The organism is Opacimonas viscosa, assembly GCF_024199005.1.
Classification (GTDB): domain Bacteria; phylum Pseudomonadota; class Gammaproteobacteria; order Enterobacterales; family Alteromonadaceae; genus Opacimonas; species Opacimonas viscosa.
This window is the reverse complement of record NZ_JANATA010000001.1, coordinates 190,463-209,244: the sequence shown is the minus strand read 5'-3', so window position 1 is coordinate 209,244 and position 18,782 is coordinate 190,463. Positions and strand designations below refer to the sequence as shown.

Sequence of the window (18,782 nt, the reverse complement as noted above, 5' to 3'; positions counted from 1 at the left end):
GTATAATGTAGCGGTTTTTTTATTGCTACACTTTAATACTTTGGAGAGTCCATGTTTTCTTTGGCACATAAAGCCCTAATGAGTTGTGAACCAGAAGTCGCACACGACCTAACTATCGGGTTTCTTGCTCGAACTCAACGTACCTTTATAGCCAATGTTTATGCACAGCAGTTGCCAGCTAAACCAGTGACCGTTTGGGGAATTGATTTTCCTAATCCGATTGGTTTAGCCGCTGGACTTGATAAGAATGGGCAGTGTATTGATGCCTTTCATAAAATGGGATTTGGTTTCGTAGAGATTGGTACCGTTACCCCAGTGGGTCAACCTGGCAACCCCAAACCTCGTTTATTTAGAATTACTGAAAAAGACGCTATCATTAATCGTATGGGTTTCAACAACCATGGCGTTGATTTTCTATTAGAACGTGTCAAAGAAGCGAATAACGAGGGTGTTTTAGGCATAAATATTGGTAAAAATAAAGATACGCCAGAAGAACAAGCACTCGATGACTATTTGATTTGTCTGCGCAAAGTGTACCGTTATGCCGATTATATTACGGTAAATATTTCTTCACCAAATACGCCTGGATTACGTAATCTTCAGTACGGAGAGGCCTTAGATAACTTGTTGGTCGGTCTAAAAAATGAACAAACCAAACTCCATCAAGAACATCGCAAGTATGTCCCAATAGCAGTGAAAATTGCGCCTGATATGAGTGATGAAGAAATTGAATCAATCGCCAGTTCTCTTTTAAAAAGTGGCATGGATGGTGTGATTGCGACTAATACTACGTTATCCAGAGACACTGTGAATGGTCTACCACATGCTGAAGAAGCAGGTGGATTAAGCGGTGCAGTTCTGACGGAGAGAAGTTTAGAGGTCACTCGACAATTAGCGAAAACATTAGCTGGGCAGTTACCTATTATTAGTGTGGGAGGGATTAAAGATGCTGCCTCTGCACAAGCTCGATTAGATGCGGGAGCGAGTTTAGTCCAAATTTACTCAGCATTTATTTACCAAGGGCCACCGTTGGTCAAAGCGCTCGTTGAAGGAATTAAGTAATTGGAACATAATATATTAGTCACTACCGCGAAGGGCTTAGATCAGCTTTTATTCACTGAAATCCAAGCAATATGTCCAAATGCGAGTTTGAAACAAACTCCAGGTGGGGTATATGTGAGTGGCGAGATAGCCGATGCCTACCAGATTTGCTTGTGGTCACGTTTGGCTAACCGTGTTCTGTGGTTACTTACGCATGCACCGGCAGCCAATGAACAAGAATTATATAATGCTGCAAATGCCATCGATTGGCCTGCTCAATTTCATTTTGCATCTGATTTTATGGTGCAATTTAATGGTACGACTAAAGCAATAAACAATACCCAATTTGGAGCTTTGCGAATTAAAGATGGTATTGTTGACCGTTTTGTAGAAGACGGCACATCCAGACCATCTGTATCAAAATTATCTCCTGCTATTACGATCCATGCTAGGTTACACCGCGATGAGGTTTTAATAGCCATTGATCTATCTGGCAAATCGTTACACCAAAGACACTATCGAGAAGATACCGGTGAAGCACCACTGAAAGAACATGTTGCTGCAGCGATGCTATATCGTAGTGGCTTTACCAAGGCGATTACAGAATTTGACTCTGTGGCATTACTCGACCCAATGTGTGGTTCAGGTACCATCGCCATTGAGGCAGCATCAATGGCCGCAAATATTGCACCTGGTCTAGCACGTGAAAAATGGGGATTTGATGCTTGGCTAGGACACCATAAATCGCTATGGCATGACTTAAAAACAGCGGCACTTGCAGCTCAAAAAAGTCATCAGCATCGTATCTTTGCCAATGATATTGACCGTAACCTAGTCCGTATAGCGAAAGCTAACGCTGACAATGCTGGGGTTTTTGCCAGTATTCAATTTTCCCAAAAAGACGCGAGCAAACTGACGTTACCTGTCGAGTTACCCTTGGATGAAACCGGTATGGCGACAACGCCAGCGTTTATAGTGAGTAACCCTCCATACGGTGAACGGCTCGGCGAACTGGCAACATTATTGCCAATGTTCAATACTTTAGGGGACCATTTAAAAGTCGCTTTTGCAGGGTGGTCCGTTTCGTTACTCTCTTCTAATCGTGAACTACTTCGTCAAATTCGCTTGCGTTCCAAAAAAGAATACGCCATGAATAATGGTAAACTGGAATGTAAGTTAGTGAATTACGCGTTAGATTCTGCGAATTGTGAACAAATTGCCCAGCATAGTGGACAGCAAGATTTTGCCAATCGCTTAAAGAAAAATCTAAAAAAACTGAAACCTTTTATTAAACGTGCACAGACGAATGCATATCGTATCTATGATGCAGATTTACCTGATTATAATTGTGCCATCGATCGTTTAGATGACTGGTTAGTGGTTCAAGAATATGCACCACCCAAAGATATTCCGCCAGAAAAAGCTCGCCGCCGAATTCATGATGTGTTATTACAATTACCCATCATAACGGGTGTCGATACAAAAAAAATTGCGGTTAAAGTGCGTGAGCAACAAAAAGGGGCCAAGCAATATCAAAAGGTGAACGACCAGCAAAATCGCATCACAGTGTTTGAGCATGGTGCTGAATTTTATGTCAATCCTACCGATTATTTAGATACCGGATTATTTTTAGATCACCGTCAAACAAGGCAATTGTTCAAAGCAGAAGCCCAAGGTAAACATGTGCTAAATCTGTTTGCTTATACTGGCTCAGTATCTGTCCATGCTGCCAAAGGTGGCGCTGCTTCAGTCACTACCGTGGATATGTCCAACACTTATTTGGATTGGGCCAAGGATAACTTTAGTCTAAACCGTTTACGCGGTGCCTATGATTTTATTCAAGCGGATTGTGTTGAGTGGATGAAGCGCAACCATAAAAAGTTTGACTTAATCTTTCTCGATCCTCCTTCGTTTTCTAACTCCAAACGGATGTCAGGTACTTGGGATGTGCAACGGGATCACGTGAGTATAATTCGTTGTGCGGTGGAGAGTTTACAGCCCTACGGAGTAATTTATTTTTCAAATAACCTGCGTAGCTTCAAATTAGCTGATACTGAGCTAAGTGAAATGGGTTTAGCGATAGAAAATATTTCAGCTCAAACCTTACCAGAAGATTTCCAAAGAAATCCAAAGATTCATCAGTGCTGGCGTCTTACCAAATGCTAAATGTGTTGCCTAAGTTTTGTTTAATATCAGGACAGGATTGCACGTTGTGCACAGAAGCGGAGGATTTAATCTACGCGACTGCTCCTGAACTTGATATGGGGATTATTGACGTGCGCTCTGACCATAACTTATATCATTTATACGGCGCACAGATTCCCGTATTGTTGAATACACAATCAAATATGGCTTTGTATTGGCCATTCACTGCTACTTCTATTTCTGAGTTTATACATTCATGAGTTTGTTACAAATAAAGCAAGGTTCAGTTATTTTTGGTCATCCACCTTTGTTAGATGGTGTTGATTTTACGCTCCACGCTGGAGAAAGAGTCTGTATTGTAGGTCGCAATGGTTCCGGCAAGTCGACTTTTATGCAAGTGATTGAAGGTCGTATCATTTTGGATGACGGACAGCGAATTTTTGATAGTAACTTTACGATATCCCGTTTACCACAAGATCCACCGGAGAGTGTGGAAACCTCTTTATTTGATTATGTGGCGGAGGGTCTAGAAGGTGTAGGGCAGTTATTACAAGATTTTAATGCGATTACACATGTGGTTGCTGATGATCCAAGTGAGAAAAACTTACAACGGATGATGCAATTACAAGAGCGTTTAGATAGTCAAAATGCGTGGCAATTTGAACAGAATATTCAATCCACCTTGACTATGCTACAGCTCGAACCAGATACGATGTTATCCAGCTTGTCTGGTGGTTGGCGACGTAAAGCTGCATTAGCCAGGGCATTGGTTGCGCAACCGGATATTTTGTTACTCGATGAGCCTACCAACCATTTGGATATCGATATGATCAAATGGCTCGAGTTGGCTCTAAAACAGTTCAAAGGCGCAATTGTTTTCGTTTCACACGACCGTGCATTCATCCGTTCATTGGCAACGCGTATTGTTGATTTAGATAGAGGGGGTTTAACTTCATATCCTGGAGATTATGCGACTTATCTGGAACAAAAAGCACATGATCTGGAAGTTGAGGAAAAGCAAAACGCCGAATTTGATAAAAAACTTGCCCAAGAAGAAGTATGGATAAGGCAGGGAATAAAAGCACGTCGTACCCGTAATGAAGGCCGAGTCAGGGCACTAAAAAAATTACGTGAAACTCACAAAGCTAGACGCCAAGTCCAAGGTAATGCACGCATTGAAACCCAGCAGTTGAATGCATCAGGTAAACGCGTATTTGAAGCTGAAAACTTATCATACACGATTGCCGATAAATGCATTGTTGATAATTTGAGTCTCAATATTGTACGTGGTGATAAAATTGCTTTTATTGGTAAAAATGGTTGTGGTAAGTCGACTCTGATAAAATTACTGTTAGGTCAGTTAACGCCGCAAAGTGGCGCCGTCATTCAAGGTGTTAATTTAGATGTCGCATATTTTGATCAGCATCGCGATGCCCTAGATTTAAATCAAAAGGTGGTTGATTGTGTTGCAGAGGGTAAACAAGAGGTCACCATCAATGGAAGAACACGCCATGTGATAAGCTACCTTCAGGATTATCTATTTGCACCGGATCGGATCCAAGCCCCAGTGAGTTCATTATCTGGTGGTGAAAAAAACCGTTTGATGTTAGCAAAATTGATGTTACGTCCCAGTAATTTATTGATTCTCGATGAGCCAACCAATGACCTTGATGTGGAAACCCTAGAGTTATTAGAATCTTTATTGGTGGAATACACAGGTACCGTTATTTTAGTGAGTCACGACAGGGAATTTGTCGATAATGTCGTTTCCTCGTGTTTGGTATTTGAAGGTGACGGTAAAATCACTGAATTTGTTGGTGGTTATAGTGACTCGGCAAGTTGGTATGCTGACCAAGCAAAGAAAGCCCAAGAATTAATGGATATGGCCGGAACTAAAAACGGCAAAGAGAGTCCTAAGCCTGAAACTAAATCTGTTGTTAAGTCACAGAAAAAGTTATCATATAAAGAATCACGTGAGCTAGAACAACTCCCAGAACGGATTGATGAACTAGAAACACGTATAAATAATTTACAAGAACAAATGAGTGAAGCAGATTTCTTTACCCAAGACATAACTGTCACCCAACCAATTATCGATGAATTGGCACAGTGTGAAACATCACTAGAGACAGCTTATGCGCGTTGGGATGAATTAGAAGCACTCCAAGAAAACCTATAATAAAGTGTTAACAGGAACTATATGAACGTGTTGTCGGTGTCATCTAAGCGAAAATTATCATTACGTACCAAAGTTAGTAAACTTGCATTAGCTTGTTCAATGTTGTCTTTAACCGTGTCCTTTAACGCGCTTTCTGCCCAATACGACATTCAAGAACTCGCCACAACAGACTTAGGCGTCAATATATTCGCACAAGGATTAAACAATTCAGGGACAGCATTAGTCACCGTCCAAGATACCTTTAACCCTCCTTTAGATTTTTCTCTCATCGATTTTACCAACGAAGAATTAATTGCCAATCTAACGGATGTGGAATCGGCGGCTGCCGGAAATCCGAATGCTGATGATTATACCTACTTAGCATCCATTGCTCGAATAGCATCACGTCAAGGTTCTTTGTTTTCTCAACAAATGTCTTTGTATCAATCTTTTACACAAAACGGTACAAACATAGAAAGAATGCTGGGGTTTGACCAAATTACTGACAGTACCAATGGATATACTTTTGGCAATGATATTATTGCTCGTGGTATTAACGACAGTAACGTTGTGGTTGGAACTAGTGAAGGTTTGTATTCCAAAGTTGATTTTACAAATAGCTTAGATGTCGACGTAACGTATGTTGTAAGCGATTTTTCTCGACGTGCTTTTGTGCAAAATGGTTCAGTAGTCACTGAGTTAGCTCCATCAATGACGATAGGTGGGGGAATTAGTGAGGCTTATGACATTAATGCGAATATGCAAGTCGTCGGTTTTTCTACCGTTCGAGAAAATTCTATCATCACTAATCTAGTGACGTTGTGCTCGGATGATGAAACCCGAGGTGATCAGCCTGAAAGTGTGTGTTTGAGTAATATTGGTAAAGATAGTGGTTATTTGACGCGGACTGATCGCCGAGCTACGGTATGGGAGCTCGATAATAGTGGTCAATTAGTTTCGACGACTGAATATGATCTGCCATTTGATCCTGCGGAAGTATTTGCTGATAGCGAAAACTTAGAAGATTTTGTTTTTTATAATACCGCTTTTGCCATCAATGATAACGGGATTGCAGTAGGGGAAACTCAGGCTATTAATTCTGCTGAACGTTCAGTGATCACTGCCGCTATCTACCAAGATGGTGTGACTCGCGAGTTTATCAGTAAAGAAGATTATTCGGGCAGCTCTGCAACAGATATCAATAATGATAATATCATCACCGGTTATGCATTAAAAAATGTCAACGGTACCAATCGCCGTAAAGGTTATTTTTATAATATGGCGACCGAAGACTTAGTGTTTTTTGATGATTTTTTCCCTGGGTCTGCTAGTGAGCCCAAAGCCATTAATAATAACGGCCTGATTGTTGGCGAAGCAGAAGTGGAATTTGTCACCAACACCACGCGTCGCCGTAATGGTTTTGTGTATGACTTAAATACCGAAACATTTACCAACCTCAATGATCTCGTAGCTTGTGATAGTCCTTACACGATAGTCGGGGCAAGTGCCATAAACGACGATAATATCATTTTGGCCAATGCGCTTGTTAATCGACAGGCTCAAGATATTGCTGGTGAATTGGTATTTGATGATAATGGCGATCCCGTTTTGATCGATAAAGTGGTTACTGTACGACTCAATCCAGTCGTCAACGGTGAAGTAGATGATTGTTCTAGTGATGAAGAGGAAGTACGTCCAAGACAGGGGGCCTCACTTTCTTGGTTTACCTTACTAGGAGTGTTCGGGCTCATTACATATAGACGCCGTAAAATGCAGTAATTTTTGACGTAGTCGTCAATAAAAGTGTCATATATCATAAGGTAATAAACGTATATTGTTTATTACCTTTTTGTTTAAAGATTAATCGTAATATAATCAGTGTGTTATCAATTTCTTAATAAAAAGCAACATTTTCCCTCTTGTAAATACATCATATCAGGCGTAAATATAATACATCAGTTTTGCTTATGGGCTTTAAGTGACTATAAGTAATCTGATTTTTTGTAATACAACAGAGGTTTACCAATGAAGAGACAAAAAAGGGATAAAATGACCCGAGCTCACGCAAAGGGTTACCAGGCTGGCATTGCTGGTCGCGCCAAAGAGAATTGCCCATTTCAGGAATCAAACACTCGTTCTGAATGGCTAGGGGGATGGAGAGAAGCTGTTGAAGACCGAATAACCACCTTTGGAATGCGTTAATCATTCCAGGACAAATTCAAAAAAGGCCAGTTTAATAAACTGGCCTTTTTCACTTTTACTTTTTCACTTTTACTTTTTCACTTTTAGGAATTACGTTCTTATTAGGTATTAAATACAAGTATTAAAATGCGCTCGTATCGCTAAATAAACCTACTTTTAAATCTTTCGCTTCGTAAATAACACGACCGTCAACCGATACTGTACCATCAGCTAAACCCATAAATAATTTACGTTTAATTACGCGCTTCATTTGAATGTTGTAGGTCACTTTCTTTGCAGTTGGTAAAATTTGTCCCGTAAATTTCACTTCACCTACACCTAATGCACGACCTTTACCAGGACCACCTGACCAACCTAAGAAAAATCCTACTAATTGCCACATTGCATCAAGGCCTAAACAGCCTGGCATAACTGGGTCCCCAGGGAAGTGACAATCAAAGAACCATAGGTCTGGAGTGATATCTAATTCAGCTTGAATTTCACCTTTATCAAACAAGCCACCCGTTTCAGTGATATTTGTAATGCGATCCATCATGAGCATATTGGGCGCCGGTAATTGACTATTACCGGCGCCAAAAAGCTCGCCTTGACTACATGCTAGAAGTTCTTCACGAGTGTAACTGTTTTGATCTAAAGTCATAAAATGTGTTCCAATATAAATAGGGGAAGATAAACAGCGTGTAATTTAGCGAACACTTGTACGCTTAACAAGTCTGAACAGTAAAATATTCGAAATTAATTTACACTCCATGTCTGTTCCGTAGGATAATAAAGTAAAGCATATAGAAGGTATGATGACTAATGCGTAATAAAACATTGCAAGCAAATGCTGAAAAACAAAAACGTTTTCGCGAAAAACAAAAAGCGTTAGGCAAAAAAATGGTCCGTGGTTATGTCTCTCCCCAGGCACTTGTCTGTTATGAAGAGTTACAAGATAAAACCGGCTGGAGTGATAGTGATATTTTGTCAAATGCGTTACGCATAACATATGCAGCGTACAAAAAAGGACAAATTAGAATATTAAATCAATATTTAGAAGATAATAAAATGTAGTTTAATAGCCGCTCCCCAAGTGACACTTAGACTACGTGTTTTTGCAAAATGCGTTTGGATTCCTGTTTAACACGGCTGCGTTCTTTAAATTCCCAGGCTCTTACCCGAGCGGCCCTAGCACCATCTTCCATGTCCATAATCGGTGCTGGGTATTCATTGGCATCATCAATAGCAAATAACAGTCTTTCCATAGGAGAAACATCCCAGGGCGTATGCACCATATCTCTAGGGAAATGGGCAAGTTCAGGTACCCAATTTTGGATAAAGGTACCGTCTGGATCTTTTTCCTGAGATTGCTTTATCGGATTGTACAAACGTATAGTATGAGTGCCAGTAACACCCGCTTGCATTTGGAATTGTGGATAATGAATACCAGGTTCAAAGTCTAAAAACTGTCGCGCTAAGTGATGTACACCCAAGCGCCAATCAATATTAAAATGATGGGTTAAGACGCTAACTAACATAGCTCGCATCCGAAAATTGATATATCCAGTTGCATTGACTGCACGCATATTCGCATCAATGATTGGAATTCCGGTTTGGCCTGTCTGCCACGCGTGCAAATAACGCTCTATGACGGCAGGGTCTTGTTCATAAGGATAATCTAAATAGCCTTTATTAATGCATTCGTATTCCATAGACGTTTCAGATTCAAATTTTTGAATAAAATGACAGTGCCAATGTAATCTAGACGCAAATGCTGCGAGGGGACGTTGCCAGTGCTTTGGTTTATCTTGAGCAACGTCCATCAGCTTTTTGTAGACTTGCCGAATACTGACATTACCCCAGGCTAAATAAGGGGAAATGCGAGAACATGAACGACGCGCATCATGCGGACGAGATATATGTTTTTGATAGTCTTTGCCTCGGTCCACAAAAAAGTGTTGTAGTGTATGCCACGCTCTTTTTTCTCCCCCAACTTGAAACATTGGGTGTTTGTCTCTGATCCCAGGTTTTGGCTCCCATAATATTGGACCACTATGGTGTTGGTGCGACTTTGGTGTGATGTGTTCTGCTAGCTCGTTTATGGCGGCTTTTGTTAAAAATGGAATTTCTGCCAGGTTAGGATCATCACAAGGAGCACTGATGACGTGCTCCCAATGTTTAGCCCAGTGTTTACGATGGTTTAATCCTCGAGTGACAACGGAATATGGAAACTCTTGCCATCTAATACCTAGCTTTTTACATTGTTGCTTTACCGCACGATCTCTAGCAAAGGTAATATTTAACCCAATCTCTTGATACGAATATAAATTGCGCACCGTATAGCAAGACTGAAGGTGGGCCAAAACGTCAATGACCTCTCCATTTATAGTGAGTATTTGAGTATTAAAATCTGATAATTGCTGATTCAAATCTTGAATAGACTGATAAATAAACCGCCAATGACGCTCACTGTAATGTGGATCTTGCTCTAAAGAGGGTTCGCAAATATAGACCACAAGTACCGGCACATCATTGTTTTCAACTGCACGCAAAGGCGCATGGTCGCGTAAACGCAAATCACGTTTGAACCAAATAACATCAAATATTGTTTGTTTGCGAGCTTGTTTTAAGTCCATTGGGCGATGAATTCACCTTTAGGATCGTAGGTGTCGGCTTGTTTTTGTAGATTAAATTGACGATGACCACGAGGATCACAACCAACACCTGCCAAATACTGCCAGTTACCATAGTTACTAGCCGGATCATAATCAATTAACATGGATTGGAAATACGCAGCACCATAACGCCAATCTTGGCCAAGCTCATGCACATAACAACTCGCAACAAGCTGACGACCACGGTTGGACATAAAACCGGTTTCTCGTAATTGATTCATACAAGCATTGATTATGGGGTAGGGAGTTGTCCCATTGACCCATTGTTGATGTACTTTCACCATGTGTTTGTTAAAAGGAGCTTGTTGCTGCACTCCAGCATAAACATATAATTCATAACCCACTTTTAAAGCGTGCCATTGAAAAAATTCACGCCACAACAATTCAAAGAATAACCAATAAGTTGAATCATTAGCCACCACTTCTTGTTCATAACGGGTGATTTCAGCCAACACCTGACGAGGAGAAATACATCCCGTAGCTAACCATGCCGAAAGTTTACTAGAGAAATCCCAGCCATCAAGACCGTTGCGAGTCACTTTGTACTGTGCTAAAGCATTTGAAGTAAAGGTGTAATAAGCCATTTGTGCTTGAGCTGCTTTTTCACCACCCACCAACTTTTTCGCAATACTATTTTCGAACACAGGACTTACCGAAGGTAGTGCAGCCATGTTTGCTGCATCCAAGGTTTGATATACGGCTTTTTTATCATCTAACGTAGCAGGTAAATAGCTAGGTGCGGATATCGGTTTGCGTGGCGTGGACTGTTTTTCCACTTTTTTCCGAAAAGGTGTAAACACATCAGGTAACTCAGCAAGCGACATAGGTAAATCGGCTAAATTATATAAAGTATATGCATTTGCCTCACTAAACTTTACGTCGGTGTGCTTTGCTTTCAACAAAGTTAAGCGTTCATTCTCACGGTACCCAGTATGATAGTGTTTAGCGACATGTGTAATGTCGTTGTCAGTGATGAATTTACTTATCACATCTACTGGTTCGCCATACAAAACCACTAATTCTACATGGTATTGTGCTAATGATTGACGTAGTTCTGCGATAGCCTCATGTAAAAAACGATAACGGTGAGGACCTAACGGTTCATGGGTGAAGTATGTTTCTCTAATATCAGCAACAGAAAAGCAATATACACAGACCAAACTATCCACCGAGCGCGCAAGTTGTGTTAATGCAGGGTTGTCGGAAATGCGTAAGTCGTGTTCAAACCAATATAAACCATTTTTCATATAACATTATTTTTTAATTGTGGATGAAGTAAGTACTCTTATGTCTTTCGATAGGTTCAAAGAAAAAAATAAAAAAAGTGAACGGATGCATGGCAATTAGCGTAATAACAGAAAAATATTTAAGGTTTTATATGTCTCAAGTATTGTCTATCGTTTGGTTGCGTAATGATCTTCGTTTAAGCAACAATCCCGCATTATTATATGGTGTAAATCAAGGCACAATTTTACCTATTTATATTTATGATGACACAGTTCCTGACCATTACGCGATGGGCGCAGCATCAAAGTATTGGCTGCATCGCTCACTCCATGCGTTAAATGCGTCAATGGATAAAAACCTGCAAGTTTTTAAAGGCAATCCGTTGAGCATTTTGCAACAGCTACTACGTGAATTCCCCAATGCACATGTACTTTGGAATAGAGGCTATGAACCATGGCAAATTGCTCGTGACGCCCAAATTAAACAAGCTTTAAAAGAGCAGGGTGTCATCGTCAAAAGTTTCAATGGGCACTTGCTGTGGGAGCCAATGTCTGTATTGAAAAAAGATAACACCCCATACAAAGTGTTCACACCTTATTACCGCAAAGGTTGTCTGCAAAAAACACCGCCCGCATATCCATCTGCAGCACCAGAAAACATTCAATATATGGTTGAATGTAAATCATCGACCTCTATTGAGAAACTCCGACTAGCTCCGCAAATTGCTTGGCACAAAACCATGGATACTTTGTGGCAACCTGGAGAGGCCGGTGCCAAAGAAAAATTAGCGGTGTATTTAGAAGGTGCAGCTAAAACTTATCAAAATGATCGTAACTTGCCAGCAGTTAAAGGTACATCGTTATTATCTCCGCATCTACATTTTGGGGAAATATCCCCACATCAAGTGTGGTATGCAGTAATTGATGCATTTGGTGGCGATATCGAAAACGCAGATTGTGATACCTATCTATCTGAACTTGGTTGGCGTGAATTTAGTCATTATTTACTGTTCCATTTTCCACATATTACCCATGATAATTTCAATTCTAAATTTGATGCATTTACTTGGGAGCATAACGATGCATTATTAACGGCATGGCAAACTGGGCAAACAGGTGTACCTATTGTGGATGCGGGTATGCGAGAATTGTACGAAACAGGTTATATGCACAACCGAGTTCGGATGGTCGTAGGCTCTTATTTAGTAAAAAACTTATTGATTGATTGGCGTTATGGTGAAAGATGGTTTTGGGATACCTTACTCGATGCAGATCTTGCAGCAAATACTGCTAGCTGGCAATGGGTCGCAGGTACAGGTGCAGATGCTTCACCATATTTTAGAATTTTTAATCCAATCTTACAGGGAGAAAAATTTGATAAAGAAGGGGAGTATGTCAAAAAATATTGTCCGGAATTACGGTTATTACCCAAAAAATATATTCATCAACCATGGAATGCGCCTGCGGATATTCTCAAGGCTTGTAAAGTCACATTAGGTGTCGATTACCCTGAGCCTGTGGTCGATCTAAAAGCTTCACGAGACAAAGCATTAGCCGCTTTTGCCAAAATGAAAGAGGCTTTATAAATGGGGGCTTTGCGTTTAGTACTAGCAGATCAGTTAACTTTAAATGTAGCCGCTTTACAGGGCATTGATGTATCAACAGATGTGGTACTACTTGCGGAAGTGCACAGCGAAGCCAGTTATGTAAAGCATCATAAAAAGAAAATCATCTTTTTATTCTCCGCCATGCGTCACTTTGCCCACGCATTGCGAGATAAAGGCTACCAGGTTCATTACACGCAATACACTGACGATGATAATCAAGGTTCGCTAGGGGGTGAGGTCGCTAAACGTTTAACCCAATATGATTTGTCTGAGGTTATATGTACTCATCCGGGTGAGTATCGGGTGTTGGCAGATATGCAAACATGGACTAAACAATTGGATTGTCCAGTGACAATTCGTGATGATGACCGCTTTATCGCCCAGATTGAGGATTTTGCGAAATGGGCTGATGGTAAAAAACAGCTTCGTATGGAGTTTTTTTACCGTGAAATGCGCAAAAAGTTATCTTGTTTAATGCAGGATGGTCAGCCAGAAGGGGGGAAGTGGAATTACGATGCTCAAAATCGTAAATCATTACCCAAACATATCGACGTTCCTCAACACACACAATTTGCGCCAGATACGATTACGCAAGCAGTGATTGCATTAGTTGAAAAGGAGTTTGCCGATCATTTTGGCGATAGTGACAATTTTCATTATGCCACCACTAGAGCCGATGCGCTTAGGGTGTTAGATGTATTTATTGAAGAACGTTTGGCGCTCTTTGGTGATTATCAAGATGCCATGGCCGAAGGGCAACCTTGGATGTTTCACTCTCATATTGGTTTATATTTAAATAGTGGATTATTAACGCCATTAGAAGTCACCCAAAAAGTGGAACAGGTTTTCTACGCTCAAGGTGCGCCTCTTAACGCAGTGGAAGGTTTTATTCGTCAAGTGATTGGTTGGCGTGAATACGTTCGAGGTTTGTACTGGTACAAAATGCCTGGCTATGAACAAGAGAACTTTCTGGAGGCCCAATTAGCACTGCCTGAGTTTTTTTGGACGGGTAAAACTAAGATGAATTGCTTGTCTCAATGTATCACAGAAACCAAAGAAAACGCGTATGCTCACCATATACAACGTTTAATGGTCTTGGGAAATTTTGCGCTAATTGCGGGACTAACGCCTGAAGAAGTCAATGAATGGTACTTAATTGTGTATGCTGATGCATATGAATGGGTGGAATTACCCAATGTATCTGGCATGGTACTATTTGCCGACGGCGGGGTCCTAGCTAGTAAGCCCTATGCTGCTAGTGGTGCTTACATCAATAAAATGTCTAATTACTGTAAGAGTTGCCACTATTCTGTCAAGGAGAAAACTGGACAGACAGCATGTCCGTTTAACTACTTATATTGGCATTTTTTGCACCGGAACCAAGCGCTGTTGCGCAGTAATCATCGCATGGGGATGATTTATAACACCATGGGTAAAATGGCACCAGACAAGTTAGCGGATATGTTAGCTGATGGAGATACCTTCTTATTAAAATTAGCTGGCAATGAAGATGTTTAAACACCATTTTCATGGTCTATATCTTTCGTTGTAGAGGTTGAACCGATGAAAAAATCGCAACTGCCAACTAAGATTTGTTTGGTTTGTGAGCGCCCTTTTACTTGGCGAAAAAAATGGGAACGTGACTGGGAGAACGTTAAATATTGCTCAAAAAGATGTATGGGAAACCGCAATAAAGATTCTAATAAATAAATTATAAATCAGCCGATATAATAAATGATTATCAACAAGGAATGTATCATGTCATTTATTATTGAGGGCTGGACTAGCCCTGTTATCCCTGCATCCGAAAGCCAACGTATTGATTCTCTAACCCAACATGGTTTGTTATTGCATACCTCAGAGGATATCTTTGATACATTCACCTCTCTAGCAAAATCATTCACACATGCAGATGTATCGGTGCTTTCATTTGTTGCTGAAGATAGCCAATGGAACAAGTCTCAAACACTACCTGGTGCACGTAAAATCGACCGAGAGTTATCAATTGACGCCCATTTAATTGGCGATGGTCTAGATTATTTACATATTCCTGATATGCAAGCAGACGAGCGTTTTTTTAATCACCCAAGAGTGACTGATGGAGAAACTATTCATGCATATTTAGGGGTTGCTGTACATGACCGAAATGGGCATATTTTAGGTGTTCTTAGTGTTTATAAAACTATTGCATATAAGTTTTCGTCTGCAAATATCGAACACCTTACTTTATTAGCACAACAAGTAGAACAGGTAATATCTCGCACTCATAATGTTATGGCTAGTGCCCAAGAAAATCAGATCATGGCACATGAAACACTCAAAGAGGACAATACTAATACGTCATATGCCAAGTTTACTGGGCTGATCAATGGTTCACAAGCGTTTATCCATCAAGTTCAGGAAAGTATGGGAAATGTGCAAAATATCACAGGCGTACAAGGCCAAATATTAGTGTTAGAGATCCAAAAGTTTCATTATTTGAAAACGTTATATGGGACTGATTTTATGCAACATTTGGACAGGGAGATCCAGTATCGATTGGCCAACATTTTGCCAGAAAGTTGTTGTACTGGGCGACTAGATAAAACCCAATTTGGGATCTATTTAAGTGCTGAATTACACATATCACAGGTAGATTATTGTACGGCACTAAAAGAGAGTTTGGAGGCGCCTATTGAGTACTCAGGTAAACATATATACCTGAATATCAATATGGGAATATCAACGATCTACCATCCACATTCAGATTTACAGGAAAACATCTCTGCAGCAAGAGAAGCACTAAGCTATGCGGGTATTCAGAATCAGTACTATCACGAACATGATGATGAATACGAACGTCTATTGGAACGAGCCTCGCAAATAGAACAGCGCTTGCGCAGTGCCGTAAACCAAAATGCATTTACACTGGTCTATCAACCCATTGTTGAGACACAAACACAAACGATGATGGGAATGGAAGCATTGGTTCGTTGGCGCTGGAAACCTACAGAATTTTTATCGCCTAGTGAATTTATTCCTATTGCGGAATCAGTAGGGTTAATTAAACCATTGAGCAAATGGATTTTACGTACTGCATGTATCGAATTCGCAGGATTACAAGAAGAGTATTCCGCTCCATTATACCTATCGGTCAATATTAGCCCATGTGAAATCAGTGCCGAAGATTTTGTCCATAATGTGTTTAGTGCATTACATGAATCTGGTTTGCGTCCAGCACAGCTACAACTGGAAATTACAGAACATGCCCTTATGACTGATTTTGCTAAGGCGGTTACCAAATTAGAACAGTTAAATCAGGCTGGAATTCGCATTGCGATTGATGATTTTGGTACGGGCCATTCATCGTTACAATACTTGCAACATTTACCTGTAGACACGGTAAAAATTGATCACAGTTTTATTGAGCAAATCAGTATGAAAGGAGAGGGCACCCCCATCTTGAAAGCGATTATTGCATTAAGTCATGAAATGGGGATCCAGTTGACCGCTGAAGGGATTGAGCAATGGCATCAAGCCAAGTATGTAAGAGACAATGATATAGCAACTGCCCAAGGATTTTATTATGCCAAACCAAAATCCATCAAAGAAACATTACTCACTTTGACTAACGTCGATTTTGCTTAGCATTATCATAAGAAAGTAATTGGTCTCTGGCCGTCTTTGCCAACTCAAGACGAGCCCGAGACAAATCAATAAACACATCTAGTTCATCGATTTGTTTAGGTATCTGAGTAATATAAGAACTCGAAACTGAGACAAACGGTGAAATAGGGGAAGCCTCATGTTCAATCAGTGCTTGGGCAATCATATCATTAATACGGTTCATTTTTAGCTTGGCACCGACCTCATTACAACCAGGTAAAAACATATAAAAGTCGTCTCTTCTGGCTAGTAAAGTAATATCATTATGTCGATAAATCAGAGATTGCATGATGGTGGAAATAATCTTTAATACGCACTGTGCGTGTTGTTGGCCATGACAATTCACCAATAATTGAAAGTAATCAATGTTCAACGCAATCAATGAAACTGGTTGTTCCAGTCGCAAACATTCAGCCCAACAAAGCTTCGTATGCTGAAGAAAGAACATATTGTTTTTTTGCAAGGTGGCATCATCTAAAGCAAGTTGCTCAATATGGTAACGGGCTGCTTTTAACTCTGATAACAATGCAAATACACGCATCTCAATGTGTCTAACAGCAATAGGTTTTAATACCACATCCATCTTATAAAAGGCTTGCTGCTTAATATAATGATCGAGATGTTCAATATGTGTTGCTATAAAAAATGGCGGTATTTGACCAGTATAAGATTCATCAAAAAGGGACTTGATATCCACTGATGATTCCCGGATAGGCAGTAAATCAATTATGATTAAATGGTAAAAGACGTTTTTTTTAGCTAGTTTTTTTATCCTTAAACGTGCTTCAAATGAGGTTTTGATAACATCGACAGTAAAGAATTTTTCTAGCGTTAAACGCTTAACTTTTGACTGAACAGGGTCGTTATCGATGAGGAGTAATCGGGGTTTCATAAATCTTCTTATTAGCAATGAGTATTCATCCGTGAATCTATTAAGTCTAGTAGATAAAAGGAATAGCGCCATTAAATGCCCCCAAAAAAAGCAAACTTTTTTCTTGTTGCAATGCGTATCAATAAAAGTCATACTGTATATATATACATACATCAAATGGATGTCATTGCGGTAAGCAATATCACAAGTTTAAACGTGGGTTTACTTACTCTAAAATTGTCAAAACAGGAAAGTCTATGCTCGAGAAACTCAGCTTTGTACAACGCCAAAGGCTACAATATATTGATTTTAGATTGATGTTCACTGGTGAATTGACACGCCAAGAAATAGTACAACGCTTTGCGTTAGGCCTAGCAGCAGCATCAAGAGATATCACGCTTTATAAGACATATTGTCCAAATAATATGCATTATGACAACGTTCAGAAAAAGTATTCAATCACTAGTGACTTTTCGCCTTTATTTGAACACGATCCTAAAGAAACACTTATGAAACTGACACATGGGATCACCGATGGCCAAGAAAATGTGCAGGATATTGCATTTCCCGTTACTGCGCCTAGTGCATTAAACATTCCGGATATTACCTGTGTAGCCAAATTATCACAGGCGATTATGCAAGGTTTAGCGGTTAAAATGATCTATACATCACTCAGTTCTGGTTCAGCTGCAAGAGAATTTATCCCGCATAATATTGTGGATAACGGTTTGCGATGGCATGTCCGCGGATTTGATCGAAAATCACAGAGTTTTCGTGATTTTGTCATTACACGTATTACCAAGGTTGATTTAATAAAAGAAAATGATGCAGCAGTACTGGAAAACGAAACCATTCAACATGACCACCAATGGTCACGTATGATGCCATTACAAATTGTGCCACATCCACATAATGTAAATTATCCAACTGCGATTGAATTAGATTTTGGTATGGATAACGGTGTACTAGAAGTGAATGTAAGAGCCGCAATGGCGGGTTATTTATTGAGGCGTTGGAATGTTGATTGTACTTTAGATGGCACATTAGCAGGTGCAGAATATCAACTGTATTTACGCAACCACCAAACTTTGTATGGTGCAGAGAACCTAACATTGGCGCCAGGCTATAAAGAAGACAATGCGTTATTAGAAAAGTATTAATGTTTATAAATGAAAGCGTTGTACGTGAAAAAAATGATAAATAACTAAGAGATATTGGTTTCAGGGGCGTAAA

General features: G+C 40.1%; 16 protein-coding genes. 12 read left to right on the top strand and 4 right to left on the bottom strand.

Going from position 1 to position 18,782, the window contains the following annotated elements; all coding sequences use genetic code 11:
- Positions 1-51 precede the first annotated feature (51 nt).
- From pyrD to rmf, 6 genes are all read left to right on the top strand, one after another.
- Complete coding sequence (gene pyrD, locus NLF92_RS00960) at positions 52-1,062, top strand: quinone-dependent dihydroorotate dehydrogenase (protein ID WP_254097928.1); 1,011 nt, start codon at positions 52-54, stop codon at positions 1,060-1,062.
- The gene (rlmKL, locus tag NLF92_RS00955) at positions 1,063-3,207 is read left to right on the top strand and encodes a bifunctional 23S rRNA (guanine(2069)-N(7))-methyltransferase RlmK/23S rRNA (guanine(2445)-N(2))-methyltransferase RlmL (RefSeq protein WP_254097926.1); all 2,145 of its coding nucleotides are present in this window, start codon (positions 1,063-1,065) and stop codon (positions 3,205-3,207) included.
- The gene (locus NLF92_RS00950; RefSeq protein WP_284700337.1) at positions 3,201-3,446 is read left to right on the top strand and encodes a glutaredoxin family protein; all 246 of its coding nucleotides are present in this window, start codon (positions 3,201-3,203) and stop codon (positions 3,444-3,446) included. Before rlmKL ends, NLF92_RS00950 begins: the two co-directional genes overlap by 7 nt.
- Entirely contained in the window at positions 3,443-5,365 is a 1,923-nt protein-coding gene (gene uup, locus NLF92_RS00945) for an ATP-binding cassette ATPase Uup (protein WP_254097922.1), read from the top strand. Before NLF92_RS00950 ends, uup begins: the two co-directional genes overlap by 4 nt.
- Before the next feature lie 21 nt (positions 5,366-5,386).
- Positions 5,387-7,123: a DUF3466 family protein gene (locus NLF92_RS00940; RefSeq protein WP_254097920.1), complete on the top strand. Its 1,737-nt coding sequence runs from the start codon at positions 5,387-5,389 to the stop codon at positions 7,121-7,123.
- Positions 7,124-7,369: 246 nt separating this feature from the next.
- Complete coding sequence (gene rmf / locus NLF92_RS00935) at positions 7,370-7,546, top strand: ribosome modulation factor (RefSeq protein ID WP_254097918.1); 177 nt, start codon at positions 7,370-7,372, stop codon at positions 7,544-7,546.
- Between the two features lie 121 nt (positions 7,547-7,667).
- Here the strand turns inward: rmf and fabA are convergent, their stop codons facing one another.
- Positions 7,668-8,186, bottom strand: coding sequence for a 3-hydroxyacyl-[acyl-carrier-protein] dehydratase FabA (gene fabA / locus NLF92_RS00930; RefSeq protein ID WP_254097916.1), 519 nt, complete (start codon positions 8,184-8,186; stop codon positions 7,668-7,670).
- Between the two features lie 161 nt (positions 8,187-8,347).
- Here fabA and NLF92_RS00925 point away from each other — a divergent pair, with 161 nt between their 5' ends.
- Positions 8,348-8,599: a hypothetical protein gene (locus NLF92_RS00925; RefSeq protein WP_254097914.1), complete on the top strand. Its 252-nt coding sequence runs from the start codon at positions 8,348-8,350 to the stop codon at positions 8,597-8,599.
- A gap of 26 nt (positions 8,600-8,625) precedes the next feature.
- Here NLF92_RS00925 and NLF92_RS00920 read toward each other — a convergent pair whose 3' ends face one another.
- Positions 8,626-10,161, bottom strand: coding sequence for an FAD-binding domain-containing protein (locus NLF92_RS00920; protein WP_254097912.1), 1,536 nt, complete (start codon positions 10,159-10,161; stop codon positions 8,626-8,628).
- Positions 10,152-11,447: a DASH family cryptochrome gene (locus tag NLF92_RS00915; RefSeq protein ID WP_254097910.1), complete on the bottom strand. Its 1,296-nt coding sequence runs from the start codon at positions 11,445-11,447 to the stop codon at positions 10,152-10,154. The genes NLF92_RS00920 and NLF92_RS00915 overlap by 10 nt, the downstream gene beginning before the upstream one ends.
- Before the next feature lie 131 nt (positions 11,448-11,578).
- Here NLF92_RS00915 and NLF92_RS00910 point away from each other — a divergent pair, with 131 nt between their 5' ends.
- The 4 genes from NLF92_RS00910 to NLF92_RS00895 are packed head-to-tail and all read left to right on the top strand — an operon-like array spanning position 11,579 to position 16,660.
- Complete coding sequence (locus tag NLF92_RS00910) at positions 11,579-13,012, top strand: cryptochrome/photolyase family protein (protein WP_254097908.1); 1,434 nt, start codon at positions 11,579-11,581, stop codon at positions 13,010-13,012.
- Entirely contained in the window at positions 13,013-14,551 is a 1,539-nt protein-coding gene (locus NLF92_RS00905) for a cryptochrome/photolyase family protein (RefSeq protein WP_254097906.1), read from the top strand. It begins immediately after the preceding gene.
- Positions 14,552-14,596: 45 nt separating this feature from the next.
- Positions 14,597-14,743, top strand: coding sequence for a DUF2256 domain-containing protein (locus tag NLF92_RS00900; protein WP_254097904.1), 147 nt, complete (start codon positions 14,597-14,599; stop codon positions 14,741-14,743).
- 48 nt (positions 14,744-14,791) lie between these two features.
- The gene (locus NLF92_RS00895) at positions 14,792-16,660 is read left to right on the top strand and encodes a bifunctional diguanylate cyclase/phosphodiesterase (RefSeq protein ID WP_254097902.1); all 1,869 of its coding nucleotides are present in this window, start codon (positions 14,792-14,794) and stop codon (positions 16,658-16,660) included.
- On the opposite strand, the gene NLF92_RS00890 is transcribed toward NLF92_RS00895, so the two are convergent.
- Positions 16,641-17,570 (bottom strand): GGDEF domain-containing protein, encoded by a 930-nt coding sequence (locus NLF92_RS00890; protein WP_254097900.1) that lies wholly within the window; start codon positions 17,568-17,570, stop codon positions 16,641-16,643. The genes NLF92_RS00895 and NLF92_RS00890 overlap by 20 nt on opposite strands.
- A gap of 236 nt (positions 17,571-17,806) precedes the next feature.
- Between NLF92_RS00890 and NLF92_RS00885 the strand changes: the two genes are divergently transcribed.
- Positions 17,807-18,709, top strand: a complete 903-nt coding sequence (locus NLF92_RS00885; protein WP_254097898.1) for a WYL domain-containing protein — start codon at positions 17,807-17,809, stop codon at positions 18,707-18,709.
- The last annotated feature ends 73 nt before the right edge of the window (positions 18,710-18,782 follow it).